Source organism: Hymenobacter segetis, from assembly GCF_054776495.1.
On the sequence record NZ_BAAHBV010000001.1, the window covers coordinates 453,528 to 477,952 of the forward strand.

A 24,425-nucleotide genomic window follows, 5' to 3' on the forward strand; every position below is an offset into this window, starting at 1 on the left:
ATTTACCGCCCAACGGGCCGCCTTCGCCGATGAATTCAACTGCTGCTAACGTGCTGATTGCCGGGGCCGGCCCCTCGGGGTTGATGCTGGCGCTGGAACTGTGCCGCCACGGCGTGCGGCCCCGCATTATCGACCCGCTGCCCGGCCCGTCGCCCCTGAGCCGGGCCCTGGTCATGCACGCCCGCACTCTGGAGCTGCTCGACCGGCACGGGCTGGCCGATACATTCGTGGCTCAGGGCGAAATGGTGCGTGGCGTGGCCCTGCGCCGGAAAGGTCGCGTGGCGGCCAAGCTGCCATTGGGCCGCATCGGTGAGGGGCTGAGCCCGTTTCCCTTTGCCCTGACCATCTCGCAGGACCAGACCGAACGGCTGCTGCGCGAGGCGCTGGCCACCCACGGCGTGGCCGTGGAATGGAACACTAGCCTCACCGGTCTCACGCAGGACGCGGCCGGAGCCACCGCCACGCTGCAAGCCCCCGGCCAGCCGCCCGAAACGGTGGCTGCCGCATACGTAGCGGGCTGCGATGGGGCGCACTCCGCCGTGCGGCACGCGCTGGGCATCGGCTTTCCGGGCGGGACGTATGAGCAGGTTTTTTTCGTGGCCGATACCGTAACCGAGGGCTTGGACGTGGATGCCCGGCTGGGGCGACTGCTGGAAGTGTCGCTGGCCCCGCGCACCTTCAATGCCTTCTTCCCGATGCCGCAGGGGCGGATGCGCGTCATCGGCCTGCTGCCGGATGGGCTGGCCGCGGAAGCCGCCAGCTTCGCCGCCGTGCAGCCGGGACTGGAGGCGGCCGAGCACGTCCGGGTGCAGTCGGTGAGCTGGTTTGCCACCTATCGGGTGCATCACCGGGTGGCCGACCATTTCCGGCAGGGTCGGGCATTTCTGGTAGGTGATGCGGGCCACATCCACAGCCCAGCCGGCGGGCAGGGCATGAACACCGGCCTCGGCGATGCCGTGAACCTGGGCTGGAAAATCGCTGCCATGCTGCAACACGCCGCCCCCGAGGCCCTGCTCGATACCTACGAGGCGGAGCGCATTCCCTTTGCCCGGCAGCTGGTGGCTACTACCGACCGCGCCTTCACCGGGGCCACGCGGGCCACGGCGTGGGCCAGCTTCGTGCGCAGCTGGGTGGCCCCGCTGCTGCTGCCGCTGGCCGTGCGTGTGCCCGCCATCCGCCGGCTGATGTTTCGCACCATCTCCCAGATTGGCATTAAGTACCCGCATTCGCCTTTGAGCCAGGGGCGGGCAGGCAGCGTGGCGGGCGGCCAGCGGCTGCCCTGGGCCGCCGGGCGCTACGAGGCGTTGCGGCCCGTGGGCTGGCATCTGCTGCATGTGGGCCCGGTGCCGGCGGCGCGGGCGTGGGCGGCAGCGCATTCATTGGCCGTCACAGAAGTTGCTCCCGCCGCTGCCGAAACGCCGGGCACCGTGTACCTCGTGCGGCCCGATGGCTACGTTGGAATAGTGGCGGCTGCGTTTAATGAAGCAGAGTTTGCCGCCTATGCCCGGCAGTGGCTGGGGGAATAGGGTACCAGTATTCAATTTAACTAAGTTGCGGCATGTCGGGCCAGCCCCAGCGGGGCGGCATATCGGTAGTAAGTCCTATAGAATTGACGTTAAAGCCCCAGCGGGGCGACATTCGTCGAACGAGTGTCGCCCCGCTGGGGCTTTTGAAATTTTAGCAGCTGTCGTTTCTACCGATATGCCGCCCCGCTGGGGCTATGGGCCGATACGCCGCTGATAGGGTAGCTCATTGACCTAGCGGACTAGCGCTGCACCAGTTTTTCCTCGCTCCGACCAACCCATAGCCTCTGCCAGCCCAGCAACAGCAGGCACGGCAGGCCCACCCATAGGGCTTCACTGGCCAGCACTCGCAGCCCCCTGGCTCCGAAGAAGCCCCGGATGCTCAGGGGTGATACTTTGATGGGCCGGAAGGGGAAGAAGTAGCGCTCCAGGTGCCAGGGGCTGAAGAATGCCACACCCAGGCCGCCGGTGGTAAGGGCATCGAGCACGCCGTGCGAGGCGGTGGCCAGGAACAGCAGCAGCGCCAGTCGCGCGGCGGGTGGCCGCTGGCCGGGGCGGGCCAACTGGGCCAGCAAAGTGCCTATGGCAGCTACTACAATGGCGGCCAGCAGTGAGTGCGTCAGCCCCCGATGGCCCCAGAGGCTGTCGTAAGGCACGCCCAGGCGGTAGCCTATCGAATCCACATCGGGCAGGGCGGCGCAGAGGGCGGCGGCCACCCAGTAGGGCCAGTGCCGATGGTCTGGGAGCAGGAGCTTGCCCAGGGTGGCCCCCAGGGCGGCGTGGCCAAATGCGGAAGCCATGAAAAGTGGGCAGGGAAAAACGCGACTGGTCCGCCTACCGGGGGCAGGCGGACCAGCGCGAAAAGGGAGTATTGGATTACCAGCGGCGAATAATGCCGGCGCGCTCAAGCAGCCACAGCACCACGACGATGCCCACGATGATAAGGGCTTTGGGCCAGAATTCGCGCCAGAAGCCGCGGGTGGGCGGGGTGGACATAGGGCGGGCTTACACGTCCATTGGGTCGGCCATCACCATGTGGTGCACGGGCAGGACCACAAATTCGGGGTGGTGGCGCAGGTCTTCGTGGTTGCTCAGGGCCCAGTCGAAGGCGGCTTGTTCGGTATTGAAGGCTTCGGGGGCTCCCGCAACTGGCCTAAGCATCATGTGATTGTGCTGGTGGGCGGCGTCGTGTTCGTTGCGTAGGCCGAACAGCTGGTATTTGGTGACGAGTCTGTACATGGCGCTAAGGTAGAAAAGAGAAGGTATTCGGTGGATGAAATTTTTCGATAATGGAATGACGGGTGACGTATGGTCTATCTGTCATCCTGAGCGGAGCGAAGGACCTTATCACGCTCGCTGTCGATAGAAATTACTGCAAGCTGTTCAGCGGCGATAAGGTCCTTCGCTGTGCTCAGGATGACAAATAGATTCTAATCACCCTTCCCCTGCCAGCTCCTTCAGCACCTTGGGCACGCCCGTACTGGCCGCCTCGGCCACGTAGCGTACGCCGCGGCGGCCGGCCTCGGGCTGGTGCGGGTCGATGACGAAGACGGGGCAGGTGGCGGGGGCGTAGTGGAGCAGGCCGGCCGCCGGGTACACTTGCAGGGAGGTGCCGACTATTAGAAGGGCATCGGCGGTAGTGACGGTTTCGGCGGCTTCTTCGATGGCGGGCACCATCTCGCCGAACCAGACGATGTGGGGGCGGAGCTGGTGGCCGTCGGGGGCAAGGTCGCCGAGGTTGATGTCGCCGGGGCAGTCGTAGACGGTGATTTCATCGGCTACGGAGCGCATCTGGTTGAGCATGCCGTGCAGGTGCAGCACGTCGGTGGAGCCGGCGCGTTCGTGCAGGTCGTCCACGTTTTGGGTGATGATGCTGACGCGCCAGTTGGGCTCTTCCTCGAAGCCGGCCAGGGCCAGGTGGGCGGCGTTGGGCTGTACGGTGCGGGCCTGGGCGCGGCGCTGGTTGTAGAAATCAAGCACCAGGGCGGGATTGCGGGCGAAGCCTTCGGGGGAGGCTACGTCTTCGACGCGGTGCTCTTCCCAGAGGCCGTTGGTGTCGCGGAAGGTGCGGATGCCGGACTCGGCCGAGACGCCGGCACCGGTAAGGACGACGAGGTGTTTCATGATTTTTGGGTAGGAGGGTGGGATGGTTAGGAGGGTAGGAGTTGGGAGAACCCCGTTATAGAACGTCATGCTGAGCGGAGCCGAAGCATCTCTACCGCAATAGTAAACCCTTTCGATTGGATTAGTTACGCGGTAGAGATGCTTCGACTGCGCTCAGCATGACGGCCTTTTTGCCTGACTGACGCTCTACAATTCCTGACGGCTACAGCGTCACTTCGCCATCCTGTTCGCCGTGCCAGAACTTGATGCGCTTGGCCTGCACGCGGATGAGCACGATGCCGGGGGTATCAATCCCGTCTTTGAACCAGCGCTTGAGCTCGGGCAGCCAGTGCTTTTCGAGCGTGGCTTTTTGGCGGATGAGGGTGGCGGTGCCCACTACGGATACATAAAGCCAATCGGGGCCGGAGAAGCCGAGGCTGACGTGCGGGTTTTCGGTGATGTCGGCGACGGTGCGGGAGCCTTCGTAGGTGAAATAGTAGGAATTGCCGTCGTATTCCACATCGCCGTTGTTGCTCATGGGGCGGGTGCTGAGGTGGCCGCGGCTGGTGTGGGTGGTGAGCAGGGCGATGTCGAGCTTCGCCATTTTGGCGGCGACGGCTTTGAGGGTGGTTTCGGCCATGATGTTTGGGCGGGAAAGGAGTGAGGGCGGAGTACGTAGGGAGGGTGGCGGTTGTTCATGGAAAAAGCCCGCTGCGGGGCAGCGGGCTTTGAAACAAGCGGGTGATGGGGCAGCCTAGGCTTTGGGCGGGGCCGCATCGGCGCGGCCGGCCGAGCCGGGGCGGTCGACCACGGCGCGGGCATCCATGACGCGGTTGTAGAAGTCGGCATCGCGGCGCTTGTATTTGCGCATGAGGCGCTGGAAACGGTCTTTGAGCAGGGTGCCGAGCTCGGCAAACTCGGCGCGGAGGCTCACGCGGGTGGCCTTGCCGTCGACCTGGGCCTGGCGGGGGGCGGTTTTCAGGCCGTTGAAGGCGGCGATGGCTTCGGCTAATTCCTTGATGCGGGCTTTGTCGATGCCGTATTCGTCTTCGAGCACGGTTTTGTGGTTGGGCAGCTCGGCGAGCAGGGCGGTGGCGACGTCGGAGAGGCGGGAGCCGCGCAGCTTGAGCATGCCGGTTTCGTTGTAGTCGGCGAGGGCTTGCAGGGCGGGGAGCTTCTTTTCAGAAGCGTAGGCGAAGACATCGCCGGCGATTTCGGCGGTAACGATGGCGAGGGTTTCGCGGGCGGTTTCCTTGTCGGACTTGCCGCCGGCGGGGGCTCCGGCATTGGCCGTGCGCTGGGTGGCGGTGCGCAGGGGCTGCATGTCAGCAATGATTTCGTCGAGGCGCTGAGCTACGGTTTGCAGCGCCTTGTCATTGGCATAGGGGCTGGGGTCAGTTTTGAGGGCGGCAGAGAGGGTTTCGGCGGCGCTGAGGCGGTTGTCCTGCTTGGCGGTGAGCATGTGTTTGGGGAAGAAAACAATGAAAAAAATGGGAGACGCAGCAGGGGGCGGAGCGCGGAAAGGCGCGGCCGGGGGGAGGAAAGGCGGGGCGGGGGTTCGGCTCTCCGAATCCTTGATTCGGAAGCCCGGGGCGGGACGTCGGAGACGTGGGGCGGGAGGTAGGAGAGCCGGGGCCGAAGGCCGGAAAGGCGGGGCGGGAGGTAGAAAGGTTGAGGCGGAAGGTAGGAAAGGCGCGGCGGCAGGTAGGAGCGCTGGGGCGGGAGGTAGGGAAAGCGTGGCGCTAGGTAGGAAAAATTGTTGGGATTATCAGGGAATGGGGGCCCCGTACCTATTCCCGCCGGCGGGCAAGTGGGCCTGAATCTGCACGGCAGGGGCTTACTTTGCCGCTATGGCTAAAAAAACAATTTCTGCGCCGGCACCCGCGCCGGCTAACCGCCCGCCGTACATGCTCATCGAGGAAATCCGGGTACAGGGGTATAAGTCGTTGGTGGATGCCACGCTACACGTGCGGCCGCTGACGCTGCTGACGGGCACGAATAGCTCGGGGAAATCGAGCATCATGCAGCCGCTGCTGTTGATTAAGCAGACGATGGAAGCGCCGTATCAGCCGGCCGGGGCGCTGGTGCTGAGTGGGGCGCACGTGCAGGCGGAAACGGCGGCGGAATTGGTAAGTAAGATTGGTTCTAATTCCGAAAGCCCGTTTGTTTTAACGTCAGTAGGCTTCAATAAAATGGTCAACTCTAATATTCCAATTTCTATTGAATTCGCATATAGTAAAGACGGCACAAATTTCCGTCTCATTTCGCAGCAAACAGTATCTGAAAATGACGAAAATTACAGAGTAAGAATTGAGCCTGAATTCACCGAAGAGGATATGCCAAATATCCTTCTAGCAGCAATAAATGAATACGAAGGAGAGCCCATTAAATCTTTGTGGACGGAATATCACAATGGTTTTTTAGAACTTCATTACATCGGCAAGGACGATAAAAAGCGAACGACCAGCAGCGGAGCGTATTTAGAAACAAGTCTTGCTTCGCTCATGCATATACCAGGTTTGCGTGGCGCGCCACAGCGCAGTTATGCAGCTACTTTCTTCAAAGAGCAAATAAAAGGCACCTTCGACCTTTATGCTGCCGGCACCGTCAGCCAGTGGCAGCAGCAACAAGACACTGAGAAACTAGCGAAACTCAACGACTACCTGCGCCGCCTCGGCCTCACCGATTCCGTCACGGCGAAAGTGAAAAACGCCAACGAAGTAGAGCTAAGCGTGAGCCGCCTGCCCGCCGGCAGCAAGGGCAAGCCTCGCAAAGCCGACATGGTGAACATTGCCGATGTGGGTATCGGCGTATCGCAGGTGCTGCCGATACTGGTTGCTCTCATCGCGGCGCAGGAGGGGCAGATAGTGTACGTGGAGCAGCCGGAGCTGCATTTGCACCCCCGGGCGCAAGTAGCAATGGCGGAGCTGCTGGCCGAGGCTGCCAACCGGGGCGTGCGCGTTATAGTGGAAACGCACAGTAGCTTGTTGCTGCTGACGGTGCAAACGCTAATTGCACAAGATAAAATCAAGAATACCGACGTGGCACTGCACTGGTTTGCGCGGGATGCCAAGGGGGCGACGACGGTAGATTATGTGCAACCCGACGAGGACGGGGCGTATGGGGAGTGGCCGGAGGATTTCGGGGATGTGGAGTTGAAGGCGCAGGATGCGTACCTGACGGCGGTAGGGATGCGGCACTTTGGCAACGCGGTGAAATAATGCGGCTGCCAACTACTTCGCGCCGCCTCGTGGTGGATACCAATGTGGCACGTTCAGCTAGCGAAAGCCTGCATCCGGTTTCGGATGCCTGCCGACGGGTGATGGAAACGATGTTTGACGGACAGCACTATGTTGTGCTATCGGCTACGCAGTTCATGGAGTGGCAAAAGCATCAGTCGGGTTATTCTAAGCGGTGGCTGGTTCGCATGAAGGCAAAAAAGCTCTGGCACATTCTGGCACCAGAGCCGGATAGTGGATTAGCAGCCCGGGCCAAAAAAATAGCATGTACCGAAGCGGTGCGACAGGAGATATTGAAGGACCTGCATTTGCTGGAAAATGCGCTGACGACTGACAAAGTCGTGTTGTCGATGGAAACGAATGTTTTCGACCTTTTCAGCGAGCACAAGAAGGTGCTGAAAGTGCCACATCCGGTGGCGTGGGTGAATCCGAAGGATGATATTGACGCTTGCGTAGCGTGGATAGAGGCCGGGGCGGATGTTGCGAAGGCGCGTTGTGTTCCGGCCAGCGCTTAGCGAATCAGAAGCCCCAGAAACGTGAAACGCGCCGCCGCTCCCGTAACCGGAGCAGCGGCGCGTTTTTGGTGTTGCGGGTGTGGGCTGCGGCCGGTAGGCGCGGGGAGCCGGCTCACCTCGGCGGATGCTGTTGAGGAAATAGATAATATTTAGGAAACATTATATTCTGGCGCCTGGCGGTTAGCTTTACAAGGCAGGGCTGCCGGGCGGCATACCACAACGCCGGTGCCCTGACGCCTTTTCTCACCTTATTTACTGCAACGTACTTATGGCAACAATCACGGTAAAAGACGGAACCGAAATCTATTACAAGGACTGGGGCACGGGCCAGCCGCTGGTGTTTCACCACGGGTGGCCGCTGTCGAGCGACGACTGGGATTCCCAGCTGATGTTTTTCCTGAATAAGGGCTACCGGGTTATCGCGGCCGACCGCCGCGGGCACGGCCGCTCGGGGCAAAGCTCAACCGGCCACGACATGGACACCTACGTGGCCGATATCATCGAACTGGTCGACCACCTCGACCTGAAGGATGCCGTGCACATCGGTCATTCTACGGGCGGAGGGGTAGCCATCCGCTACGCCGCCCGGGCGGCGAAGGGCCGCGTGGCCAAGGCGGTGCTCATCAGCGCCGTGCCGCCCCTGATGGCGCAAACCCCCACTAACCCCGACGGCGTGCCCATGTCGGTATTTGATGAAATCCGGGAGAGCACGGCCACCAACCGGGCGCAATACTTCCAGGATTTCTCCATGCCCTTCTATGGTTACAACCGCGAAGGAGCCCAGATAAAGCAGGGCATCCGCGACAACTGGTGGCGGCAGGGCATGAACGGCGGAGCCAATGCCCACTACCTCGGCATCAAGGCCTTCTCGGAAACCGATTTCACCGAGGACCTCAAAAGCGTGGCCGTGCCCGTGCTGCTGCTGCACGGCGAAGACGACCAAATCGTGCCGTTTGCCATCAGCAGCGCCAAGTCCATCAAGCTGCTGCAACATGGGAAATTGATTTCGTACCCCGGTTTCCCCCACGGTATGCCTGCCACGGAGGCTGCGACTATTAATGCCGATTTGCTGGCCTTTATTCAGGGCTAGGGGATTCTAGCTTGTTCTTGATTCAACAAAAAAGCTGCCCTGGTATGGGGCAGCTTTTTTGTGTTATTGGGTTGGTAGCCCAGTTGTAGAGACGCATAATTGCGTCTCGTCGGCCGCATCGTTCGGATATCGTTCAACGACGAGACGCAATTATGCGTCTCTACGCGTTTCAAATAACCTTTTAATGGTTAATCGGGCATTCAATGAGCAGAAACCGGGTATCGGCCGCTGCTTCGAGGCTCACGCTGTCCGTTTCCCAGATGCCGAGGCTGTCGCGGGTGCCTACTTCCTGGCCGGCTACCGTTACGGAGCCGCTGATGACGAACAGAAACAGCAACTTATTCAGCGGCTTGAAGCTGTAGGCCACCGTTTGGGCTTCGGTATAGTAGCCGAGGGAGAGCTTGGCGTTCTGGTTAATCCAGCAGTGGGCCTGGCCTTCCTCGTTGCTCACGATGGTGGTGAGCTTATTGGGGCGCTGGGCTTCCGGGAACTGGCGGCGCTGGTAGCGCGGGCCGATGTTCTGGAGCTTGGGCTCAATCCAGATTTGCAGGAAATTCACGTCGGTATCGCCCACGTTGTGCTCCTCGTGGCGCAGGCCGGAGCCGGCGCTCATAATTTGCACCCAGTCCTGGTGCACCACTTCAGTATAGCCGAGGGTGTCCTTGTGGTTCATGCTGCCGGCCAGCATCACCGAAATGATTTCCATGTTGGCGTGGCCGTGAATGCCAAAGCCGCCGCCGGGCTGCACCACGTCGTCGTTGAACACGCGGAGCAGGCCGAACCCGCTACGCTCGGGGTCGGGGTAGGGGCCGAAGCTGAGCGAGAGGTGGCTTTTCAGCCAGCCAATGTCTTTGAGGCCGCGGTCGGCGGCGCGGGTGAGGCGGGTTTTCATTAGGCGGGCAGCTCGTTCTGGAAGGCGAATTCTGCTACCGGCTTGCGGCTGCGGGCGGCTTTCTCGCGGCTCAGGTAGGGCTCTTCAAGTTGCTCGGCTTCGCCGATGTAGCCCAGGGCCATTATCACGGCCGGGGTCAGGTTATCGGGGAGGTTGAAGTCGCGGCGGGTTTTCTCACGGTCGAAGCCGCCCATGAGGTGGCCGTGCAGGCCCAGCGCGGTGGCTTCGAGGAAGAGGGTAGCGTTGGCCGCGCCGAGGTCGTGCATGGCCGCGCCGTTGGGCTGGCCGTCGGCGTTGGCCGTTTGGGCCAGGGCGATGATGAGCACGGGCGCATTTTTGGCCCAGGGTTGGTTACCCGGCACCAGACAATCGAGGATTTTTTGGAAGGCAGCCGTGTCGGCCTTGTGGGCATAGATGTACTGCCAGGGCTGCAAATTCATGGCGCTGAAGGCCCAGGAGGCAGCTTCAAACACTTGGTTCAATTTCTCCTGCTCCACGGGCTGGGCCGCGAAAGAGCGCGGGCTCCAGCGGTTGCGGATGAGCTCGTGGACGGGGTAGGTGGTGGGGGCGGGTTTCATAAGGTTGGGTTGGTACTTGGTATTGGGTAGTCAGTAGTGAGATTTATTCCGGGATTCGGCATTCCGTCTCACTACCGACTACTGCAACAAAAGTTAAAATTCCATCGGTACTTCCATCAGCAGCAGCTCGGCGTTGCTGTCGGCGCTGATTACCAGTTTGTCGGTTTCCCAGATGCCGAAGCCGTCGCGACGGTGCAGGGCCTGGCCGTTGATGGTCACGTCGCCTTCCAGCACGAAGGCGTAGACGCCGTTGCCGGCCTTTTTCACGGCGTAATCGGTCGTAAAGCCTTTATCGAGGTTGCCGATGTGGAACCAGGCATCCTGGTTGATGTGCGGGTTGGTGCCATCGCCGGCGGGCGATACTACTTGCAGCAATTGGTTGTGGCGGGCCTCCGGGGCGAAGGTTTCCTGGCCGTAATTAGGCTTGATGCCGCGCTCCTTGGGGAACACCCAGATTTGCAGGAATTTTACTTCCTGGTGCTGGTTGTGGTTTTTCTCGGAGTGGGCCACGCCGGTGCCGGCGCTCATCACCTGCACGTCGTTCTGGCGGATGACGGTTTTGTTGCCCATCGAATCCTGGTGCTCCAAATCGCCGGACAGCGGGATGGAGATAATCTCCATGTTATCGTGCGGGTGCTTGCTGAAGCCCATGCCACCGGATACGGTGTCGTCGTTCAGCACGCGCAATGCGCCGAAATGCACGCGCTCGGGGTTGTTGTAGCCGGCGAAGCTGAAGGTGTGAAAGGAATTGAGCCAGCCATGATTGGCGTGGCCACGGGTGTTGGCGAGATGCAGAACGGTGTTAGCCATGATAGGGGCTTTGGTTAGGTGCTTTGATATGACAAATGTATGTACATTTGATGTATATACATCATTGACCGCAAAAAAGTTTTCGGACTTCTATTATTTCCACTGAGAGTAAGGGCTGGGCAACTAGCCGGTACCTTTGCCGACAGTATTCCCTGCTTCCGCATTCATGATTCGTACGGTAATCTTCGACATGGACGGCGTCATCATCGACACCGAGCCCATTCACCACGACGCTTTTTTTACGCAGTTTGCCGAGCTGGGCATTCCCGTTTCGGCCGCTGAGTACGCCACTTTTCTGGGCAAGTCGACGCGCAACGTGTTCCAACTCCTCAAGCAGAAGTACGGTCTTTCTCAAGACGTAGAAGACATGGTGCTGCGCAAGCGCGAGCTGTTCAACAAGTCCTTCGACGAAGATGCCACCCTCGACCTGCTGCCCGGCGTGCGCGTGCTCATCGAAGACCTGCGCCGCCACGACGTGCAGCTGGTCGTAGCGTCCTCCGCCTCCAAAGCCACCATTGCCCGGGTGTTCGACCGCTTCGGACTGGACGAGTATTTCACGCACCGCATCAGCGGCGAGGATTTCGCCGAGTCCAAGCCCAACCCGGCCATCTTCCTCCGCGCCGCCGAGCTGGCCGATACGCCCGTCACCGCCTGCATCGTCATCGAAGACGCGGCTAACGGCGTGGCAGCCGCCAAGGCGGCCGGCATCTACTGCATCGCCTACGTCAGCCCGCATTCCGAAGGCCAGAACCTGCACCAGGCCGACCGCATTATCCGAAGTTTCGACGAACTCAGTGCCATTAGCATCGAAGCCATTGTGCCAGTAATCCAGGCCTAGCAGCTACTCAAACCGCTTCAACTCCTCGCGGGCAAACGTCCATTCCGGCGTATTAAATTCGGCCACGGCCGGCCCAGGCACCGCGAACCAAGCTCCAAGCGCGGGTGCGTCAATATTGCGCAGTACATGGATGCTCTGCGCTGGCATATAACTCTGCGCCAGTAGCACGTATTTCTGATGTGTTGTCGGATTTTCGGCCACATCCACCACCAGCACCGCGTGGCCGGGCGCGCCGCCGTGAATGAGCACATCGCCGGGCTGCACCTGCGGCAGCGGTACCGGGCGTAGCTCCCGGCTCAGGGATTTCGTGCCCGCGTAGCCGAACGTGGGCACCAGGTAGCGGGCCAATGCCGCGTGGGTAGGAGCCTCGGCAGGTCGGGTAGCAGGCAGCACTTCCTCATTCGCCACCCGAAACGTGCGCCCCGCCACGAAATCCGAAAACCAGAAATCATAGCCCGTGGTGAGGTGGAAATGCACCTTGTTTGGGTCGTGACTGAACACGTACTCCGCCCGCAGCCGAATGACAGCATCCGCGCACTGCTGCAAATCCTGGGGCGGCACGTCGATGTCGACCACGGCTGCTACCACGTCCTGGCGGTCTTTTAGCTTTCCGTCAAACAAGCGGGCCTGGGTGCCGGCTGGGCGCAGGGGCAATCCACGTAGCCACTCGCCCCAGCTACCGGCTGTTACTGCCAGGCGCTGGCAGCCTTTCGGTGTAGGAAAGCGCGTAGCCAACGTCGCATCATTTGCGTGGTTGAGCCACAGATAGGCCGGCTTGGCAACAGGCCCAGCTGATATTCCTGCCAACAGACTAAGTACTGAGGCCAGAAATAATAGGTTGATAATCGCCATGCGTGCTTAAGCAAAAAGCCCGCATCGTGCGGGCTTTTTGTGAAACTCAAACGGCGGAAAGTCGCAATTATTTTGCTTTTGCTGTGGCAGTTTTGGCTGGGGCTTTTTTAGCAGCAGGCTTTTTAGTGGCGGGTTTCTTGGCCGCCGGCTTCTTGGCTGCTGTGGCTTTCGCAGCCTTCTTGGCTGGTGCGTCCGAATCCTTTTCCTCCTTGGCGGGAGCGGCTTTCTTGCCGAAACGGCCGCCCTTAGGCTTCTCGGGCGTGGCATCGGCCAGCTCGATGCAGCGCTCCAGGGTCAGTTCCGTGGGCTCTTCGCCTTTGGGAATCTTCACGTTCTTCTTGCCCGCCACGATGTAGGGGCCGAAGCGACCATTCAGCACTTGGATATCGGGGTTTTCGGGGAAACTCTTGATGAGGCGCTCCGCGTCGGTTTTGCGCTTGTTCTCAATCAGGGCCACGGCTTCTTCGGCTGTGATGGTGTGCGGGTCCTGCTCCTTGGTGAGGGAGAAGAACTTGCTGTCGTGCCGGATGTAGGGGCCGAAACGACCCAGCGCAGCCGTCATGGCTTTGTCCTCAAACTCACCCACTACGCGGGGCAGCTTGAACAACTCCAGCGCGTCTTCCAGCGTGATGCTTTCGATAAACTGACCCTTGCGCAGGTTGGCGTAGGCGGGCTTGGTTTCGCCTTCGGTATCGCCCAGGGCCACGTAGGGGCCGTATTTGCCCAGGCGGGCCGATATGCGCTCGCCGGTTTCGGGGTGCACGCCCAACTCGCGGGTAGCGCCTACAGTGCTGCGGTCGATGTCCTGCCCGGCCTCAATGGTCGCGTGGAACTTGCCGTAGAAGCCGGTCAGCATCTGCGTCCAGTTCTCGTGGCCGTTGGCAATTTGGTCAAACTCGTCCTCCACCTTGGCCGTGAACTGGTAGTCCACAATCACCGGAAAGTGAGCCACCAGAAAGTCATTCACAATCATGGCCGTATCCGTCGGGAACAGCTTAGCTTTCTCTGCGCCGTAGTTCTCGGTTTTTACTTCGGTCTTGACGGTGTTATCCTCCAGCGTCAGTACATGGAACTTGCGCTCCTTGCCCTCACGGGTATCTTTTTCCACGTAGCCGCGCTTCTGCACGGTGCTGATGGTAGGCGCATAAGTCGAAGGCCGGCCAATGCCCATTTCCTCCAGCTTTTTCACCAGCGAAGCCTCGGTGTAACGCGCCGGGGGCGACGAAAACCGCTCCGTGGCGCTCAGGCGCTGCAAGGGAAGGTTCTGCCCCACGCTCAACGGCGGCAGGCCGCGCGAGAAGCTCGATTCGCCGTCTTTGGCATCGTCCTCATCCTCGTCGTCCTTGCTCTCCGCATACACTTTCAGGAAGCCCTCGAACGTAATCACCTCACCCGTGGCCGAGAGCGTAACGCCCGGCTGCGTGCTGATACCAATCACGGCCGTGGTGCGCTCAATTACCGCCTCTGCCATCTGCGAAGCCATGGCCCGCTTGCGAATGAGGTCGTACAAACGTTGCTCCGACGCATCCGAGCCCGCTTTCACCGCGCTGAAATCAGTAGGGCGAATGGCTTCGTGCGCCTCCTGAGCCGATGCCGACTTGGTCTTAAAAGTGCGCAGGTGGTGGTATTCCGCACCGTAGGAAGCCGTAATAGTGGCTTGCGCACCTGCCAACGCTTCCTGGCTCAGGTTCACCGAGTCCGTCCGCATATAGCTGATTTTACCAGCTTCGTACAGCTTCTGAGCCACGCTCATCGTCTGGGCCACCGAGAAACCAAGCTTGCGCGAAGCCTCCTGCTGCAAAGTCGAAGTCGTGAACGGCGCAGCGGGGCTGCGCTTGCCGGGCTTCTTGTCCAGGCTTTCGATTTGATACGAAGCGCCTACGCAGCGCTCTAGGAAAGCCTCGGCTTCGGCGCGTACCTTATAACGAGTGGGCAATTCGGCTTCCAGCACCGCACCACGGCCGGCATCGAAGCGGGCCACCACGCGGTAGGCGCTGGCCGAAAGGTGGTTGGCCACCTCGCGCTCGCGCTCCACTACCAGTCGCACGGCTACGCTTTGCACGCGGCCAGCGCTCAGGCCGGGCTTCACCTTTTTCCAGAGCACGGGGCTCAACTCGAAACCCACGAGGCGGTCGAGCACGCGGCGGGCCTGCTGGGCATTCACCAAATCCTGGTTCACCGTGCGCGGGTCGGCGATGGCGGCCAGAATGGCGTTTTTGGTGATTTCGCGGAAAACAATGCGGCGCGTTTTGGCTTCGGGCAGGTTCAACGTTTCGGCCAAATGCCACGAGATGGCTTCGCCCTCGCGGTCATCGTCACTCGCTAACCAGACGGTTTCGGCTTCCTTCGAAAGTTTTTTTAGCTGCGCGATGAGTTCGCGCTTGTCCGGCGAAACCACGTAAGTAGGCTTGAAACCATTGGCAATGTCGATGGCATTATTGTCCTTCGGCAAGTCGCGAACGTGGCCGTAGCTGGAACGCACCACGAAATCCTGGCCGAGGTAGCCTTCAATGGTTTTCGCCTTGGCCGGCGACTCGACGATAACTAAATTCTTGACCATGTGGGCGGGTAAGGGGTGCGGCAGTAGGAATGGGGGCTGTGGAGGTGAAACGACCAGCTGCGACGAAAAGTTAAAATTGGCCGCAAAGATGCCGCTTAATTCTTAGCAGTCGCATTCGGTAGCAATAATCCGGCCGGAGCCGCGCTCCGGGAACGACTCTGCGGCCCGACGGGTTCAGCGCCGTAGCGGATGGGGTTACCTTTGCTTATTCGCGGCTAACCCCCGTACTTCGCCCTCCAATTAGCTTTCCCCTTCCCGACTCGATACCCGTACTATATATGGCTTCCCCCCAGAATCCGCGACCCAAGGCTCGTCGTACTGCTGCGCTTACTACGGATGTCACTGACGGCGCAACGCCGGACGCCGGCGCGGTTTCGTCGCTCGACGTGGTGCGCACCAACAACGACCTGACCCGCAAAAAGGGCGGCTCGCGCGGCTCCGTCGACACTCAGGACCCGGGCTACGTCAACGACCAGCTCAACCGGGTGCTTTACGCCCTCGATGCCTTTAAGAAGGGCGATGTATCGGTGCGGCTTACCAAGCAGAACGACGACATCTTCGCCGAAATCGCGGAAGCCTACAACTCGATGGTGGACATGATTGCCGGGGTAGGGGGCGAGGTGTCGCGCATCTCGAAAGTGGCCGGGGTAGAGGGTAACCTCAAGGCGCGGGCTTCGGCCGACGGCGCCGCCGGCTTCTGGCGCGACATGATTAACAACATCAACGGCTTGGTGGACAGCATCGCCGTGCCGGTGTTGGAAGTGGGCAAGGTACTGAAGAACATCAGCCGCGGCAATCTGGACGAAAGCTTCCAGATTCCGGTATCGGGCGACTTCAAGTTGATGGCCGAAACCATCAACAAAACGATTGATAACCTGAACATCTTCGCCGGCGAGGTAACCCGTGTGGCGCAGGAAGTGGGCACCGAAGGAAAGCTCGGTGGCCAGGCTTCGGTACCAAACGTGGGCGGTATCTGGAAAGACCTGACCGACAACGTAAACAACATGGCCTCAAACCTCACCGTGCAGGTGCGGGACATTGCCAACGTAGCCACGGCCGTAGCCAAAGGCGACTTGTCTCAGAAAATCACCGTTGATGTAAAAGGGGAATTCCTGCAGCTGAAGCAGAACCTGAACCAGATGGTGGACTCGCTGAACCTGTTTGCCGGCGAGGTAACCCGCGTGGCCCAGGAAGTGGGTACGGAGGGTAAACTCGGCGGCCAGGCCAGCGTGCCCAACGTAGCCGGCGTGTGGAAAGACCTGACGGACAACGTAAACAACATGGCCAGCAACCTGACTTCTCAGGTGCGGGACATTGCCAACGTAGCAACCGCGGTAGCTAAAGGCGACCTGAGCCAGAAAGTAACCGTTGATGTAAAAGGCGAGCTGCTCCAGTTGAAGCAGAACCTGAACCAGATGGTAGACTCGCTCAACCTGTTTGCCGGCGAGGTAACCCGCGTGGCGCAGGAAGTAGGCACCGAAGGCCGCCTCGGTGGTCAGGCCTCGGTACCCAGCGTGGCCGGCGTATGGAAAGACCTGACCGACAACGTAAACTACATGGCCTCGAACTTGACGAGCCAAGTACGAGACATTGCCAACGTGGCAACTGCGGTTGCTAAAGGTGACCTGACTCAGACGGTTACCGTCGATGTAAAAGGGGAATTCCTGCAGCTGAAGCAGAACCTGAACCAGATGGTGGCATCCCTCAACCTGTTTGCCGGCGAGGTAACCCGCGTGGCGCAGGAAGTGGGCACGGAAGGAAAACTTGGCGGCCAGGCCAGCGTGCCCAACGTGGCCGGTGTGTGGAAAGCCCTCACCGACAACGTAAACGACATGGCCGCGGCTCTCACCTCGCAGGTACGAGACATTGCCAACGTGGCAACGGCCGTAGCCCGTGGTGACTTGAGCCAGAAGATGACGGTGAACGTGAAGGGCGAAATCCTGGAGCTGAAGAACATCCTCAACCAGATGGTGGACTCGCTCAACATCTTCGGTGACGAAGTAACCCGCGTGGCCCGCGAAGTAGGTACCGAAGGCAAGCTCGGCGGCCAGGCCGTGGTGCCTCGGGTAGGCGGCACCTGGAAAGAGCTGACGGACAACGTGAATACGATGGCCAGCAACCTGACCTCGCAGGTGCGAGACATTGCCAACGTGGCCACGGCCGTATCGAAGGGTGACCTTTCGCAGAAAATCACGGTAGATGTAAAAGGCGAGCTGCTGGACCTGAAGGACAACCTCAACCAGATGGTGGACTCGCTGAACATCTTCGCCGGCGAAGTAACCCGCGTGGCCCGCGAAGTAGGCACCGAGGGTATCCTCGGCGGTCAGGCCAACGTGCCAAAAGTGTCTGGCACTTGGAAGGATTTGACGGACAACGTGAATACGATGGCCAGCAACCTGACCTCGCAGATGCGGGACATTGCCAACGTGGCCACGGCCGTAGCTAAAGGTGACCTTTCGCAGAAAATCACGGTTAACGTGCGCGGTGAGCTGCTCCAGTTGAAGGAAAACCTCAACGAAATGGTGGACTCGCTGAACATCTTCGGTGACGAAGTAACCCGCGTGGCCCGCGAAGTAGGTACCGAGGGCAAGCTCGGCGGCCAAGCCAAAGTGCCCAACGTACGTGGTACTTGGAAAGACCTGACGGACAACGTAAACACAATGGCCAGCAACCTGACCTCGCAGGTACGGGACATTGCCAACGTGGCAACGGCCGTATCGCGTGGCGACTTGAGCCAGAAGGTTTCGGTAAACGTCAACGGCGAGCTGTTGGACCTGAAGGACAACCTGAACCAGATGGTGGACTCGCTCAACATCTTCGCCGGCGAGGTAACTCGTGTGGCGCAGGAAGTGGGCACCGAAGGCAAGCTCGGCGGCCAGGCCAGCGTGCCAAACGTGGCCGGCGTGTGGAAGGAACTGACCGACAACGTAAACTACATGGCCTCCAACCTCACCACGCAGGTACGGGGTATTGTTAAAGTAGTAACTGCGGTATCGAAAGGTGACTTGACGCAGAAGCTGACGCTGCAAGCCAAAGGCGAAGTGGCCGACCTGGCCGACACCATCAACAGCATGGTGGATGACCTTAACCGTCTCGCCGTCGAAGTAAGCCGCGTGGCTAAAGTGGCCGGGGTGGAAGGCAAGCTGACTGAGCGTGCCACGGTAGGCGGCGTATCGGGCAGCTGGAAAGAGTTGGTGGACACGCTTAATGCCCTGCTCGAGTCCATCGCCTCGCCGGTACTGGAAGTGGCCCGCGTGGTACGCGCCATCTCGGAAGGCGACTTGACCCAGCGCGTAGACGTGCCGACCACGGGCGACATTCTGGCCATGGCCGATGCCCTGAACCTCGCCGTTGAAAATCTGAATGAACTGCTCGGCGAAATCAACGACTCGTCGCAGATTGTGGGTACTTCTTCGGAAGAAATGGCCGGAAAAGGGCAGGAAATGAGCCGAGTAACTGTCGATGTGGCCCTGGCCATGCAGCAGATGGCCGAAGGTGCTCAGAACCAGGCTTTGAAAACAGACCAAGCCTTCAAGCTGATTGAAGAAATCATGCAGGCCACCAAGGAAACAGCCAACAAAGCCGATGTCGTGAACAAATCGGCAATCCTGGGTGAGCAAACCTCGCAGCTCGGTCTGAAAACGGTGGCCGAAGTGGTGAAAAACATGGAAGAAATATCCAGCGCCGCTTCGCAAACCTCGCGCACAATCGAAGTACTAAGCACCCGGTCGGGTGAAATCAGCAAGTCGCTGGGCGTGATTACCGACATTGCCTCGCAAACCAACCTGCTGGCTCTGAACGCCGCCATCGAAGCAGCCCGCGCCGGGGAAGCCGGCCGTGGTTTCGCCGTAGTAGCCGAAGAAATCCGGAAGCTGGCCGAAAGCTCCCGCCGTTCGGCCAACGAAATTGCCACGCTGGTTGACGACGTGAAAAAGGATACGACCACGGCGGCCACGGCTATTTCGACCATGGAAAACCGGGTATTGAAAGGCAAGAACGCTACGTTCGAAGCCAGCTCGGCCTTTAAGAACATTGCCACCAGCAGCGGCGAAACGCTCCGCACCTCGCGTGACATTCTCACGGCTACCGAGGTTCAGAAAACCTCGATTGGCGACGTGGTGAAATATGTGGAAGAGGTGGTAGCCATTGCCGAGCAAACGGCTACCGGCACCCAGCAGGTAGCCGGCACGGCCAAGCAACTGTCGACAGCTATGCAAGAGTTGACTACTAGCTCGCAGCGCCTCACCGACATTGCCGACGACCTTCAGGCCGGCCTCGAAACCTTCCAGCTCAGCTCCTACGAGCCGGAGCCGGAGCCGGAACCCATACGCCGGGGTGCCCGCGATACCTACCGCGCCCGCGAATCGTACGCCCCCGCGCCACAGCCGCAGAACGGCATGGCCGCCCGCCGCTCGCAGAGCCGTGCCGAAGCTGCGCCGGTTGCTGAAACCAGCCGGCAGCCAAACGCTGCTCGTCGCGTCCGCTCGGAAGCAGCAGCGCCGGTAGCGGCTCCGGCCCCCACCCGTCGGGAGCGTCCGGCCCGCGTGCAAGCCGTAACCCGGCCTGTAGAAGTTCAGCCGGAAGCAGCCGTGAATGGCAAAGCAGCGAAGAATGGTCAGGCCGCTAAAAATGGCCAGGCCAACAAGGCTGCGACCAAATCAAAGGCCAAAACCAAGTAATTCTCAACCCATTCGTTTAGCCCATTTTCGACTAATCCCGCATGGCTGAGATTGAAATAACTGCTCCCATTGCCAAAGCCGAACGCCCTAAGCCCGCCGAACTGGTGCAGCTTATCGTGTTCCGCTTGGGCGATGAGGATTATGGCATTCGCATCGAGCAGGTGAAGGAAGTGACCGTCACGCCCGACGTGGCTCGCATGCCCAAAACCCCGCCTTTCATCAAGGGCATTGCCAACCTGCGCGGCGATATTATTGCCATTCTGGACCTGGAAGAACGGTTCCGGCTGCGGCCAGCCGGCCGGCCAATTCCCGAGCGCAGCTACACCATTGCCGTCGAAGCCGCCGACTACGTGCTGGGCCTGATGGTACGCGAAGTGCCGCGCCCCTTTACCATGCCGCTCAGCCAGATTGAGCCGGCCCCGGAGTTCGTGCAGGACTCCAGCACCCGCGACAAATACCTCGAAGGCATCGCCAAACTGCCGGAAGGCGGCATTATCATCGTGCTGGACATGCGCAAGCTCCTGACCCCAAGCGAAGTGATGCGCCTGCCGGGCAAAACGGCATCTTCGTAGCCCCGGCCCCGTACAAAGGTGGCCCGCAACTACGCTCGGCTACCCGTTAAATCTCACGTTCCCCAATTCCATGAATAAGCGCATCCTCATCGTCGACGACTCCTTCTATATGCGTACGATGCTCAAAAACATGCTCACCGATGCCGGCTACGAAGTAGTAGGCGAGGCAGCAAACGGCGCACAGGCGGTGGAAATGGCCGCTTCGACTTCCCCCGACCTCATCACGCTCGACGTAATTCTGCCCGACAATACCGGCCTGGACGTGCTGAAAAGCCTCCGCCAGATTCAGCCTTCAGCCAAAGTGGTAATGTGCAGCGCTGTTGGCCAGGAGGTTATCGTGACCGAAGCCATTGAAAATGGTGCCCTGGCTTACATCGTGAAGCCGTTCTCGGAAGAGAAAGTACTGGAAATTGTGGGTGCGGCGCTGCAAAACGACGCTTCTGAGCAGGCTGCGTAAAGTGCGGCTACAACATTCCGTCTCTGTGCCACATTCCTTCGGAAACGATGGAATGTGTCTGTGTGCGCCGGAAAGTTGGTTTATTAACTCAATTTCTAAGGCCTAATGAAAACGCGCGACCAGGAATACCGGGAGCTTTTCATGGCCGAAGCGCTGGAGTATTACGACTCCATGAGCCGCCATTTGAGCGAGCTTGAGCGCAACCCCAATGCCGGCCCGGCCCTGAATGAGCTGTTCCGGCTCATGCACAACCTCAAGGCTAATGCCCGCGCCATGGGCTTTACCGATTTGGGCGAGGTTGCGCACCATCTCGAAACGCTGTTTGGGCTAATTCGGGACCAGGAGCGCACGTTCAGCGGCTCGCTCATCAAAGTGGTTTTTGCCGGCGTTGATGCGCTGGGTAATATGATTCGGGCAGTGGGAGCCAACCAGCCGCTTCCGGATGCCAAGGCGTTGCTCGACAACCTCGACCGCTTGGTGCGTGGCGAAGAGCCGATACTGGACGAAGCCGAAGAAGCAGAGTCTGAGGAGGAATCGGGCAAGAAAATGGAGCTTTCGGACCTGGTGTATATCCAGGTTAAAAAGCTTGATAATCTGCTAAATCTGGTAGGGGAATTGGTGATTGACCGCGACCGGATTATGACCCTGGCGCAAGAAATTGGCAACCCCGCGCTGCTGGCCACGGCCCAACACTTGTTCCGCATTTCCGACGACTTGCAGTACAGCGTGATGGATGCCCGCCTGGTAGGCGTCGGGGTGTTGCTGAACAAATTCCCTCGCGTGGTGCGCGACGTGGCCAGCGCCGAAAGCAAAGAAGTTGAGCTCACCCTCAGCGGGCAAGATGTACAGATTGACCGCAATATCCTGCAAATCATTACCGATGCGCTGTTGCATTTGGTGCGCAACGCCGTCAGCCACGGCCTTGAAACCACGGCCCAGCGGGCAGCAGCCGGCAAGTCGGCCGTTGGTCACCTGACACTTTCGGCCCTGACTGAGCGTGACGACGTACTTATTCAGGTGCGTGATGATGGTCGGGGCATCGATACCGAAGCCGTGCGCCGCAAAGCCGTGGAGCGTGGCCTGACCACAGCCAGCGTGGCCGCCACCTTGGATGAGCAGGCCGTGTGGGCTTTCCTGTTTGAGCCCGGCTTCTCGATGGCCAGTAAGATTACCGACATTTCGGGTCGCGGCGTAGGCCTCGATGTGGTGAAGCTGGCGCTTGACTCGTTAGGCGGGCAATTGCGGGTGGAATCGCAGCTGGGCGTGGGCACTACGTTTACGCTGGTGCTGCCCACGTCTATTGCCGTGAAGGGCGCGCTGCTGATTGAAGTAGACGAACGGCCCTACGCCATCCCGCTGATGCACACGGATACTGTACTAGCGCTGCAACCCGACCAGATTTCGGTGGTCGGCGGCGTGCTGGTAACTCATGTGCAGGGCCAGGCCGTGCCGCTGATACCACTGCGGATGCTGCTGCACGACGAGGGTGACGAAATGCTGCCCTTCGCTGATAAAAACGACATGACCGGTGCCCAGCAGGTACTGGTCGTGAATTACAATAACCGCCGACTGGGCTTGTTGGTTGACCGGTTTATCCGGCAGCAAAACATTGTCATCAAGCCCCTTAGTAAACCCCTGGATACCATCGACCTGTTTGGTGGAGTTACCCTGCTTGGCAGTGGGCAAGTTTGCTTGGTGCTCGATGTGCCGGCCCTGACTCGCCTGTTTCTGACCAAACGCCCTTAATTTTCCTTCTTTCACCCCCAGTCCTCGCAGCTGCACTTTCCCCTATCTTTGACGTTATGGATTTATCGATGACTGAGTTAGAGCGTGATATAATCCGCGAGATTCTTAACATCGGCTTGGCCCGTGCCGCCGATTCATTCGCTGTAATCGCCCAGGAACGGGTGCTGCTTGAGGTGCCCAATATCGATTTGCTGATGAGCGACGATATACTGCACCGCGTGCGCGATTACCAGACCCGTCACGTGCCCATTCAGTCCGATATCCGGGGTGATTTTAATGGTACGACGCTCATGTTCTTCTCGGGGCAGCACGTCCAGCGTCTCTCGCGGGTGTGCCTGCGAATGCAAACCACTGAAACCTTAGAGTTGAACGAGTTGCAGGAATCCCTGCTGCTCGAAATCAGCAACATTATCACTGGGGCTTTGGTGACTCAGCTGGCTAATATTCTCAAGGCCAATATCTACGGTGCGCCGCCCGTGGCGCCCAAGGGTGATATTGCGGAGAACCTGCAGAGCCTGTTGCCAGCGCAGCAGCTACAGCCGCTCATTTTCTCCGTTATCACGCAGTTTTCGGACCGCGACAACACGGTGGAATTGCCGCTGATGCTGTTTTTTGACCGCGTGACGTTCCAGAAAATTCTGGAAATCATTCGCAGCTACGACTTCCTGGGTAGCCAGATGTCGGCCTAATAACGTTTTTGGGAATGCTTAACCGCGTTCCGGCCCGTCATGCCGCGCCGGCCGTTACAACTCCCCTACGAGCCCGTTCGCTGAACTGGGCTGGTGTGCTGGGACTTGCAACGGCCGGCGCGGCATGACGTTCTTTTTCGCCTTCAACTTTACTGTTTACATACGCATCAATTCCAATGTCTAAAGCGGACGCCCTAGCCCAGAAAATTGCTTCTTTCGACCCCAACGCGCCCGGCGATGCGGACAGCGGCCTGTTCGGCCTGCCCTTCACGCCCGAGGAGGCGCAGGTAGTGGTGGTGCCCGTGCCATGGGAGGTGACCGTGAGCTACCGCGCCGGTACGGCCGCTGGCCCAGCCGCCATCCGAGAAGCCTCGTTGCAAGTGGACCTGTACGATTCCGACGTGCCCAATGCCTGGAAGCTCGGGCTGGCCATGGAGGAAGCGGATGAAACCATTGCCGAAGCCAGCCGCAAACTGCGCCCGCTGGCCGCCGATTACATCGGCTGGCTGGAAGAAGGCCAGCCCGAAGCCGACCGCAAAAAGCACGAAACTGTGCCCGCCCAGGCCACGGCCGAAGGCGACAAAATGCTGCAATGGCTGAAAGCCAAAACCGGTGCCCTGCTCGATGCCGGCAAAGGCGTGGTGGTGCTGGGTGGCGACCACAGCACGCCGCTGGGCTACCTGCACGCGTTGGCCGAGCGCCACGAGGAATTTGCCATTCTGCAGTTCGACGCGCATTGCGACCTGCGTCCGGCTTACGAAGGTTTCAAATACTCGCACGCCAGCATCATGCACAACGCGCTGGAATTGCCGCAGGTGAAGAAGCTGGTGCAGGTGGGCATTCGGGACTTTTGCCAGCAGGAGGCCGATGTTATCGACCAGTCTAATGGCCGGGTGGCGCTGTTCAGCCAGCGGTTTTTGAGCGACGAGAAATTCGCCAAGAAATCGTGGAAGAAGGTGTGTGGCAAAATCATCGCCCAACTGCCCAAAAAGGTCTATATCAGCTTCGATATCGACGGCCTCGACCCCAAGCTGTGCCCCGGCACCGGCACGCCCGTACCCGGCGGCCTGGAGTTTGAGGAAGCCACTTACCTGCTACGCTCCATCGTGCGCGAGGGCATCCAAATCATCGGCTGCGACCTGAACGAGGTAGCGCCCGGCGACACCGAGTGGAATGCCATCGTGGGCGCGCGCCTGCTCTACCAACTTTGCAACTGGATGGCCGTATCGCAAGGGCGGCTGCCGGCCAAAGGCATGCATGCCGAGTAGGCTTCTTTCACCTT

Annotated in this window: 21 protein-coding genes; 11 read left to right on the forward strand and 10 right to left on the reverse strand. The window is 59.9% G+C overall.

What is annotated here, in order from left to right; all coding sequences use genetic code 11:
- Positions 1-29: 29 nt before the first annotated feature.
- Positions 30-1,526, forward strand: coding sequence for an FAD-dependent monooxygenase (locus tag ACYU70_RS01970; protein ID WP_342297865.1), 1,497 nt, complete (start codon positions 30-32; stop codon positions 1,524-1,526).
- A 239-nt stretch (positions 1,527-1,765) separates the two neighbouring features.
- Here ACYU70_RS01970 and ACYU70_RS01975 read toward each other — a convergent pair whose 3' ends face one another.
- The 5 genes from ACYU70_RS01975 to ACYU70_RS01995 form a co-directional block, all read right to left on the reverse strand.
- Positions 1,766-2,323 carry a metal-dependent hydrolase gene (locus tag ACYU70_RS01975; protein ID WP_342297863.1) on the reverse strand — a complete coding sequence of 186 codons (558 nt, stop codon included), beginning with the start codon at positions 2,321-2,323 and terminating at the stop codon, positions 1,766-1,768.
- Positions 2,324-2,528: 205 nt separating this feature from the next.
- The gene (locus tag ACYU70_RS01980; protein ID WP_342297861.1) at positions 2,529-2,762 is read right to left on the reverse strand and encodes a hypothetical protein; all 234 of its coding nucleotides are present in this window, start codon (positions 2,760-2,762) and stop codon (positions 2,529-2,531) included.
- A 195-nt stretch (positions 2,763-2,957) separates the two neighbouring features.
- Positions 2,958-3,647 carry an SIR2 family NAD-dependent protein deacylase gene (locus ACYU70_RS01985; protein ID WP_342297859.1) on the reverse strand — a complete coding sequence of 230 codons (690 nt, stop codon included), beginning with the start codon at positions 3,645-3,647 and terminating at the stop codon, positions 2,958-2,960.
- Between the two features lie 202 nt (positions 3,648-3,849).
- Positions 3,850-4,266 (reverse strand): pyridoxamine 5'-phosphate oxidase family protein, encoded by a 417-nt coding sequence (locus ACYU70_RS01990; protein ID WP_342297857.1) that lies wholly within the window; start codon positions 4,264-4,266, stop codon positions 3,850-3,852.
- A gap of 114 nt (positions 4,267-4,380) precedes the next feature.
- Complete coding sequence (locus ACYU70_RS01995) at positions 4,381-5,088, reverse strand: hypothetical protein (protein ID WP_342297856.1); 708 nt, start codon at positions 5,086-5,088, stop codon at positions 4,381-4,383.
- Positions 5,089-5,476: 388 nt separating this feature from the next.
- Here ACYU70_RS01995 and ACYU70_RS02000 point away from each other — a divergent pair, with 388 nt between their 5' ends.
- From ACYU70_RS02000 to ACYU70_RS02010, 3 genes are all read left to right on the forward strand, one after another.
- A complete protein-coding gene (locus tag ACYU70_RS02000) occupies positions 5,477-6,847 on the forward strand; it encodes an AAA family ATPase (protein ID WP_342297854.1) in 1,371 nt (456 codons plus the stop codon).
- 29 nt (positions 6,848-6,876) lie between these two features.
- Positions 6,877-7,380 (forward strand): hypothetical protein, encoded by a 504-nt coding sequence (locus tag ACYU70_RS02005; protein WP_342297853.1) that lies wholly within the window; start codon positions 6,877-6,879, stop codon positions 7,378-7,380.
- 268 nt (positions 7,381-7,648) lie between these two features.
- Entirely contained in the window at positions 7,649-8,470 is an 822-nt protein-coding gene (locus ACYU70_RS02010) for an alpha/beta fold hydrolase (protein ID WP_342297852.1), read from the forward strand.
- 181 nt (positions 8,471-8,651) lie between these two features.
- Here ACYU70_RS02010 and ACYU70_RS02015 read toward each other — a convergent pair whose 3' ends face one another.
- The 3 genes from ACYU70_RS02015 to ACYU70_RS02025 form a co-directional block, all read right to left on the reverse strand.
- A complete protein-coding gene (locus tag ACYU70_RS02015; protein ID WP_342297851.1) occupies positions 8,652-9,362 on the reverse strand; it encodes a pirin family protein in 711 nt (236 codons plus the stop codon).
- Complete coding sequence (locus ACYU70_RS02020) at positions 9,362-9,940, reverse strand: nitroreductase family protein (RefSeq protein WP_342297850.1); 579 nt, start codon at positions 9,938-9,940, stop codon at positions 9,362-9,364. The genes ACYU70_RS02015 and ACYU70_RS02020 overlap by 1 nt, the downstream gene beginning before the upstream one ends.
- A gap of 93 nt (positions 9,941-10,033) precedes the next feature.
- Positions 10,034-10,750 (reverse strand): pirin family protein, encoded by a 717-nt coding sequence (locus ACYU70_RS02025; RefSeq protein ID WP_342297849.1) that lies wholly within the window; start codon positions 10,748-10,750, stop codon positions 10,034-10,036.
- Between the two features lie 166 nt (positions 10,751-10,916).
- Here ACYU70_RS02025 and ACYU70_RS02030 point away from each other — a divergent pair, with 166 nt between their 5' ends.
- On the forward strand, positions 10,917-11,588 hold the full coding sequence (locus ACYU70_RS02030; RefSeq protein ID WP_342297848.1) for an HAD family hydrolase: 672 nt from the start codon (positions 10,917-10,919) through the stop codon (positions 11,586-11,588).
- 3 nt (positions 11,589-11,591) lie between these two features.
- Here the strand turns inward: ACYU70_RS02030 and ACYU70_RS02035 are convergent, their stop codons facing one another.
- Complete coding sequence (locus tag ACYU70_RS02035; RefSeq protein WP_342297846.1) at positions 11,592-12,440, reverse strand: DUF4846 domain-containing protein; 849 nt, start codon at positions 12,438-12,440, stop codon at positions 11,592-11,594.
- A 67-nt stretch (positions 12,441-12,507) separates the two neighbouring features.
- Positions 12,508-15,000, reverse strand: coding sequence for a type I DNA topoisomerase (gene topA / locus ACYU70_RS02040; protein ID WP_342297844.1), 2,493 nt, complete (start codon positions 14,998-15,000; stop codon positions 12,508-12,510).
- Positions 15,001-15,278: 278 nt separating this feature from the next.
- Here topA and ACYU70_RS02045 point away from each other — a divergent pair, with 278 nt between their 5' ends.
- The 6 genes from ACYU70_RS02045 (at position 15,279) to ACYU70_RS02070 (ending at position 24,411) form a co-directional block, all read left to right on the forward strand.
- Positions 15,279-19,679, forward strand: a complete 4,401-nt coding sequence (locus ACYU70_RS02045; protein ID WP_342297842.1) for a methyl-accepting chemotaxis protein — start codon at positions 15,279-15,281, stop codon at positions 19,677-19,679.
- Positions 19,680-19,720: 41 nt separating this feature from the next.
- Positions 19,721-20,251, forward strand: a complete 531-nt coding sequence (locus ACYU70_RS02050; RefSeq protein ID WP_342297840.1) for a chemotaxis protein CheW — start codon at positions 19,721-19,723, stop codon at positions 20,249-20,251.
- A gap of 70 nt (positions 20,252-20,321) precedes the next feature.
- Positions 20,322-20,708: a response regulator gene (locus tag ACYU70_RS02055; protein WP_168674249.1), complete on the forward strand. Its 387-nt coding sequence runs from the start codon at positions 20,322-20,324 to the stop codon at positions 20,706-20,708.
- Positions 20,709-20,813: 105 nt separating this feature from the next.
- The gene (locus tag ACYU70_RS02060) at positions 20,814-22,454 is read left to right on the forward strand and encodes a chemotaxis protein CheA (protein WP_342297837.1); all 1,641 of its coding nucleotides are present in this window, start codon (positions 20,814-20,816) and stop codon (positions 22,452-22,454) included.
- A gap of 56 nt (positions 22,455-22,510) precedes the next feature.
- A complete protein-coding gene (locus ACYU70_RS02065) occupies positions 22,511-23,143 on the forward strand; it encodes a chemotaxis protein CheC (RefSeq protein WP_342297835.1) in 633 nt (210 codons plus the stop codon).
- Positions 23,144-23,319: 176 nt separating this feature from the next.
- Positions 23,320-24,411: an agmatinase family protein gene (locus ACYU70_RS02070; protein ID WP_342297833.1), complete on the forward strand. Its 1,092-nt coding sequence runs from the start codon at positions 23,320-23,322 to the stop codon at positions 24,409-24,411.
- Positions 24,412-24,425 lie beyond the last annotated feature (14 nt).

What these genes read in the sequence shown, in the direction of transcription:
- ACYU70_RS01970 (WP_342297865.1), top strand. Translation starts at nt 30, where the DNA reads ATGAATTCAACTGCTGCTAACGTGCTGATTGCCGGGGCCGGCCCCTCG.
- ACYU70_RS01975 (WP_342297863.1), bottom strand. Translation starts at nt 2,323, where the DNA reads ATGGCTTCCGCATTTGGCCACGCCGCCCTGGGGGCCACCCTGGGCAAG.
- ACYU70_RS01980 (WP_342297861.1), bottom strand. Translation starts at nt 2,762, where the DNA reads ATGTACAGACTCGTCACCAAATACCAGCTGTTCGGCCTACGCAACGAA.
- ACYU70_RS01985 (WP_342297859.1), bottom strand. Translation starts at nt 3,647, where the DNA reads ATGAAACACCTCGTCGTCCTTACCGGTGCCGGCGTCTCGGCCGAGTCC.
- ACYU70_RS01990 (WP_342297857.1), bottom strand. Translation starts at nt 4,266, where the DNA reads ATGGCCGAAACCACCCTCAAAGCCGTCGCCGCCAAAATGGCGAAGCTC.
- ACYU70_RS01995 (WP_342297856.1), bottom strand. Translation starts at nt 5,088, where the DNA reads ATGCTCACCGCCAAGCAGGACAACCGCCTCAGCGCCGCCGAAACCCTC.
- ACYU70_RS02000 (WP_342297854.1), top strand. Translation starts at nt 5,477, where the DNA reads ATGGCTAAAAAAACAATTTCTGCGCCGGCACCCGCGCCGGCTAACCGC.
- ACYU70_RS02010 (WP_342297852.1), top strand. Translation starts at nt 7,649, where the DNA reads ATGGCAACAATCACGGTAAAAGACGGAACCGAAATCTATTACAAGGAC.
- ACYU70_RS02015 (WP_342297851.1), bottom strand. Translation starts at nt 9,362, where the DNA reads ATGAAAACCCGCCTCACCCGCGCCGCCGACCGCGGCCTCAAAGACATT.
- ACYU70_RS02020 (WP_342297850.1), bottom strand. Translation starts at nt 9,940, where the DNA reads ATGAAACCCGCCCCCACCACCTACCCCGTCCACGAGCTCATCCGCAAC.
- ACYU70_RS02025 (WP_342297849.1), bottom strand. Translation starts at nt 10,750, where the DNA reads ATGGCTAACACCGTTCTGCATCTCGCCAACACCCGTGGCCACGCCAAT.
- ACYU70_RS02030 (WP_342297848.1), top strand. Translation starts at nt 10,917, where the DNA reads ATGATTCGTACGGTAATCTTCGACATGGACGGCGTCATCATCGACACC.
- ACYU70_RS02035 (WP_342297846.1), bottom strand. Translation starts at nt 12,440, where the DNA reads ATGGCGATTATCAACCTATTATTTCTGGCCTCAGTACTTAGTCTGTTG.
- topA (WP_342297844.1), bottom strand. Translation starts at nt 15,000, where the DNA reads ATGGTCAAGAATTTAGTTATCGTCGAGTCGCCGGCCAAGGCGAAAACC.
- ACYU70_RS02045 (WP_342297842.1), top strand. Translation starts at nt 15,279, where the DNA reads ATGGCTTCCCCCCAGAATCCGCGACCCAAGGCTCGTCGTACTGCTGCG.
- ACYU70_RS02050 (WP_342297840.1), top strand. Translation starts at nt 19,721, where the DNA reads ATGGCTGAGATTGAAATAACTGCTCCCATTGCCAAAGCCGAACGCCCT.
- ACYU70_RS02055 (WP_168674249.1), top strand. Translation starts at nt 20,322, where the DNA reads ATGAATAAGCGCATCCTCATCGTCGACGACTCCTTCTATATGCGTACG.
- ACYU70_RS02060 (WP_342297837.1), top strand. Translation starts at nt 20,814, where the DNA reads ATGAAAACGCGCGACCAGGAATACCGGGAGCTTTTCATGGCCGAAGCG.
- ACYU70_RS02065 (WP_342297835.1), top strand. Translation starts at nt 22,511, where the DNA reads ATGGATTTATCGATGACTGAGTTAGAGCGTGATATAATCCGCGAGATT.
- ACYU70_RS02070 (WP_342297833.1), top strand. Translation starts at nt 23,320, where the DNA reads ATGTCTAAAGCGGACGCCCTAGCCCAGAAAATTGCTTCTTTCGACCCC.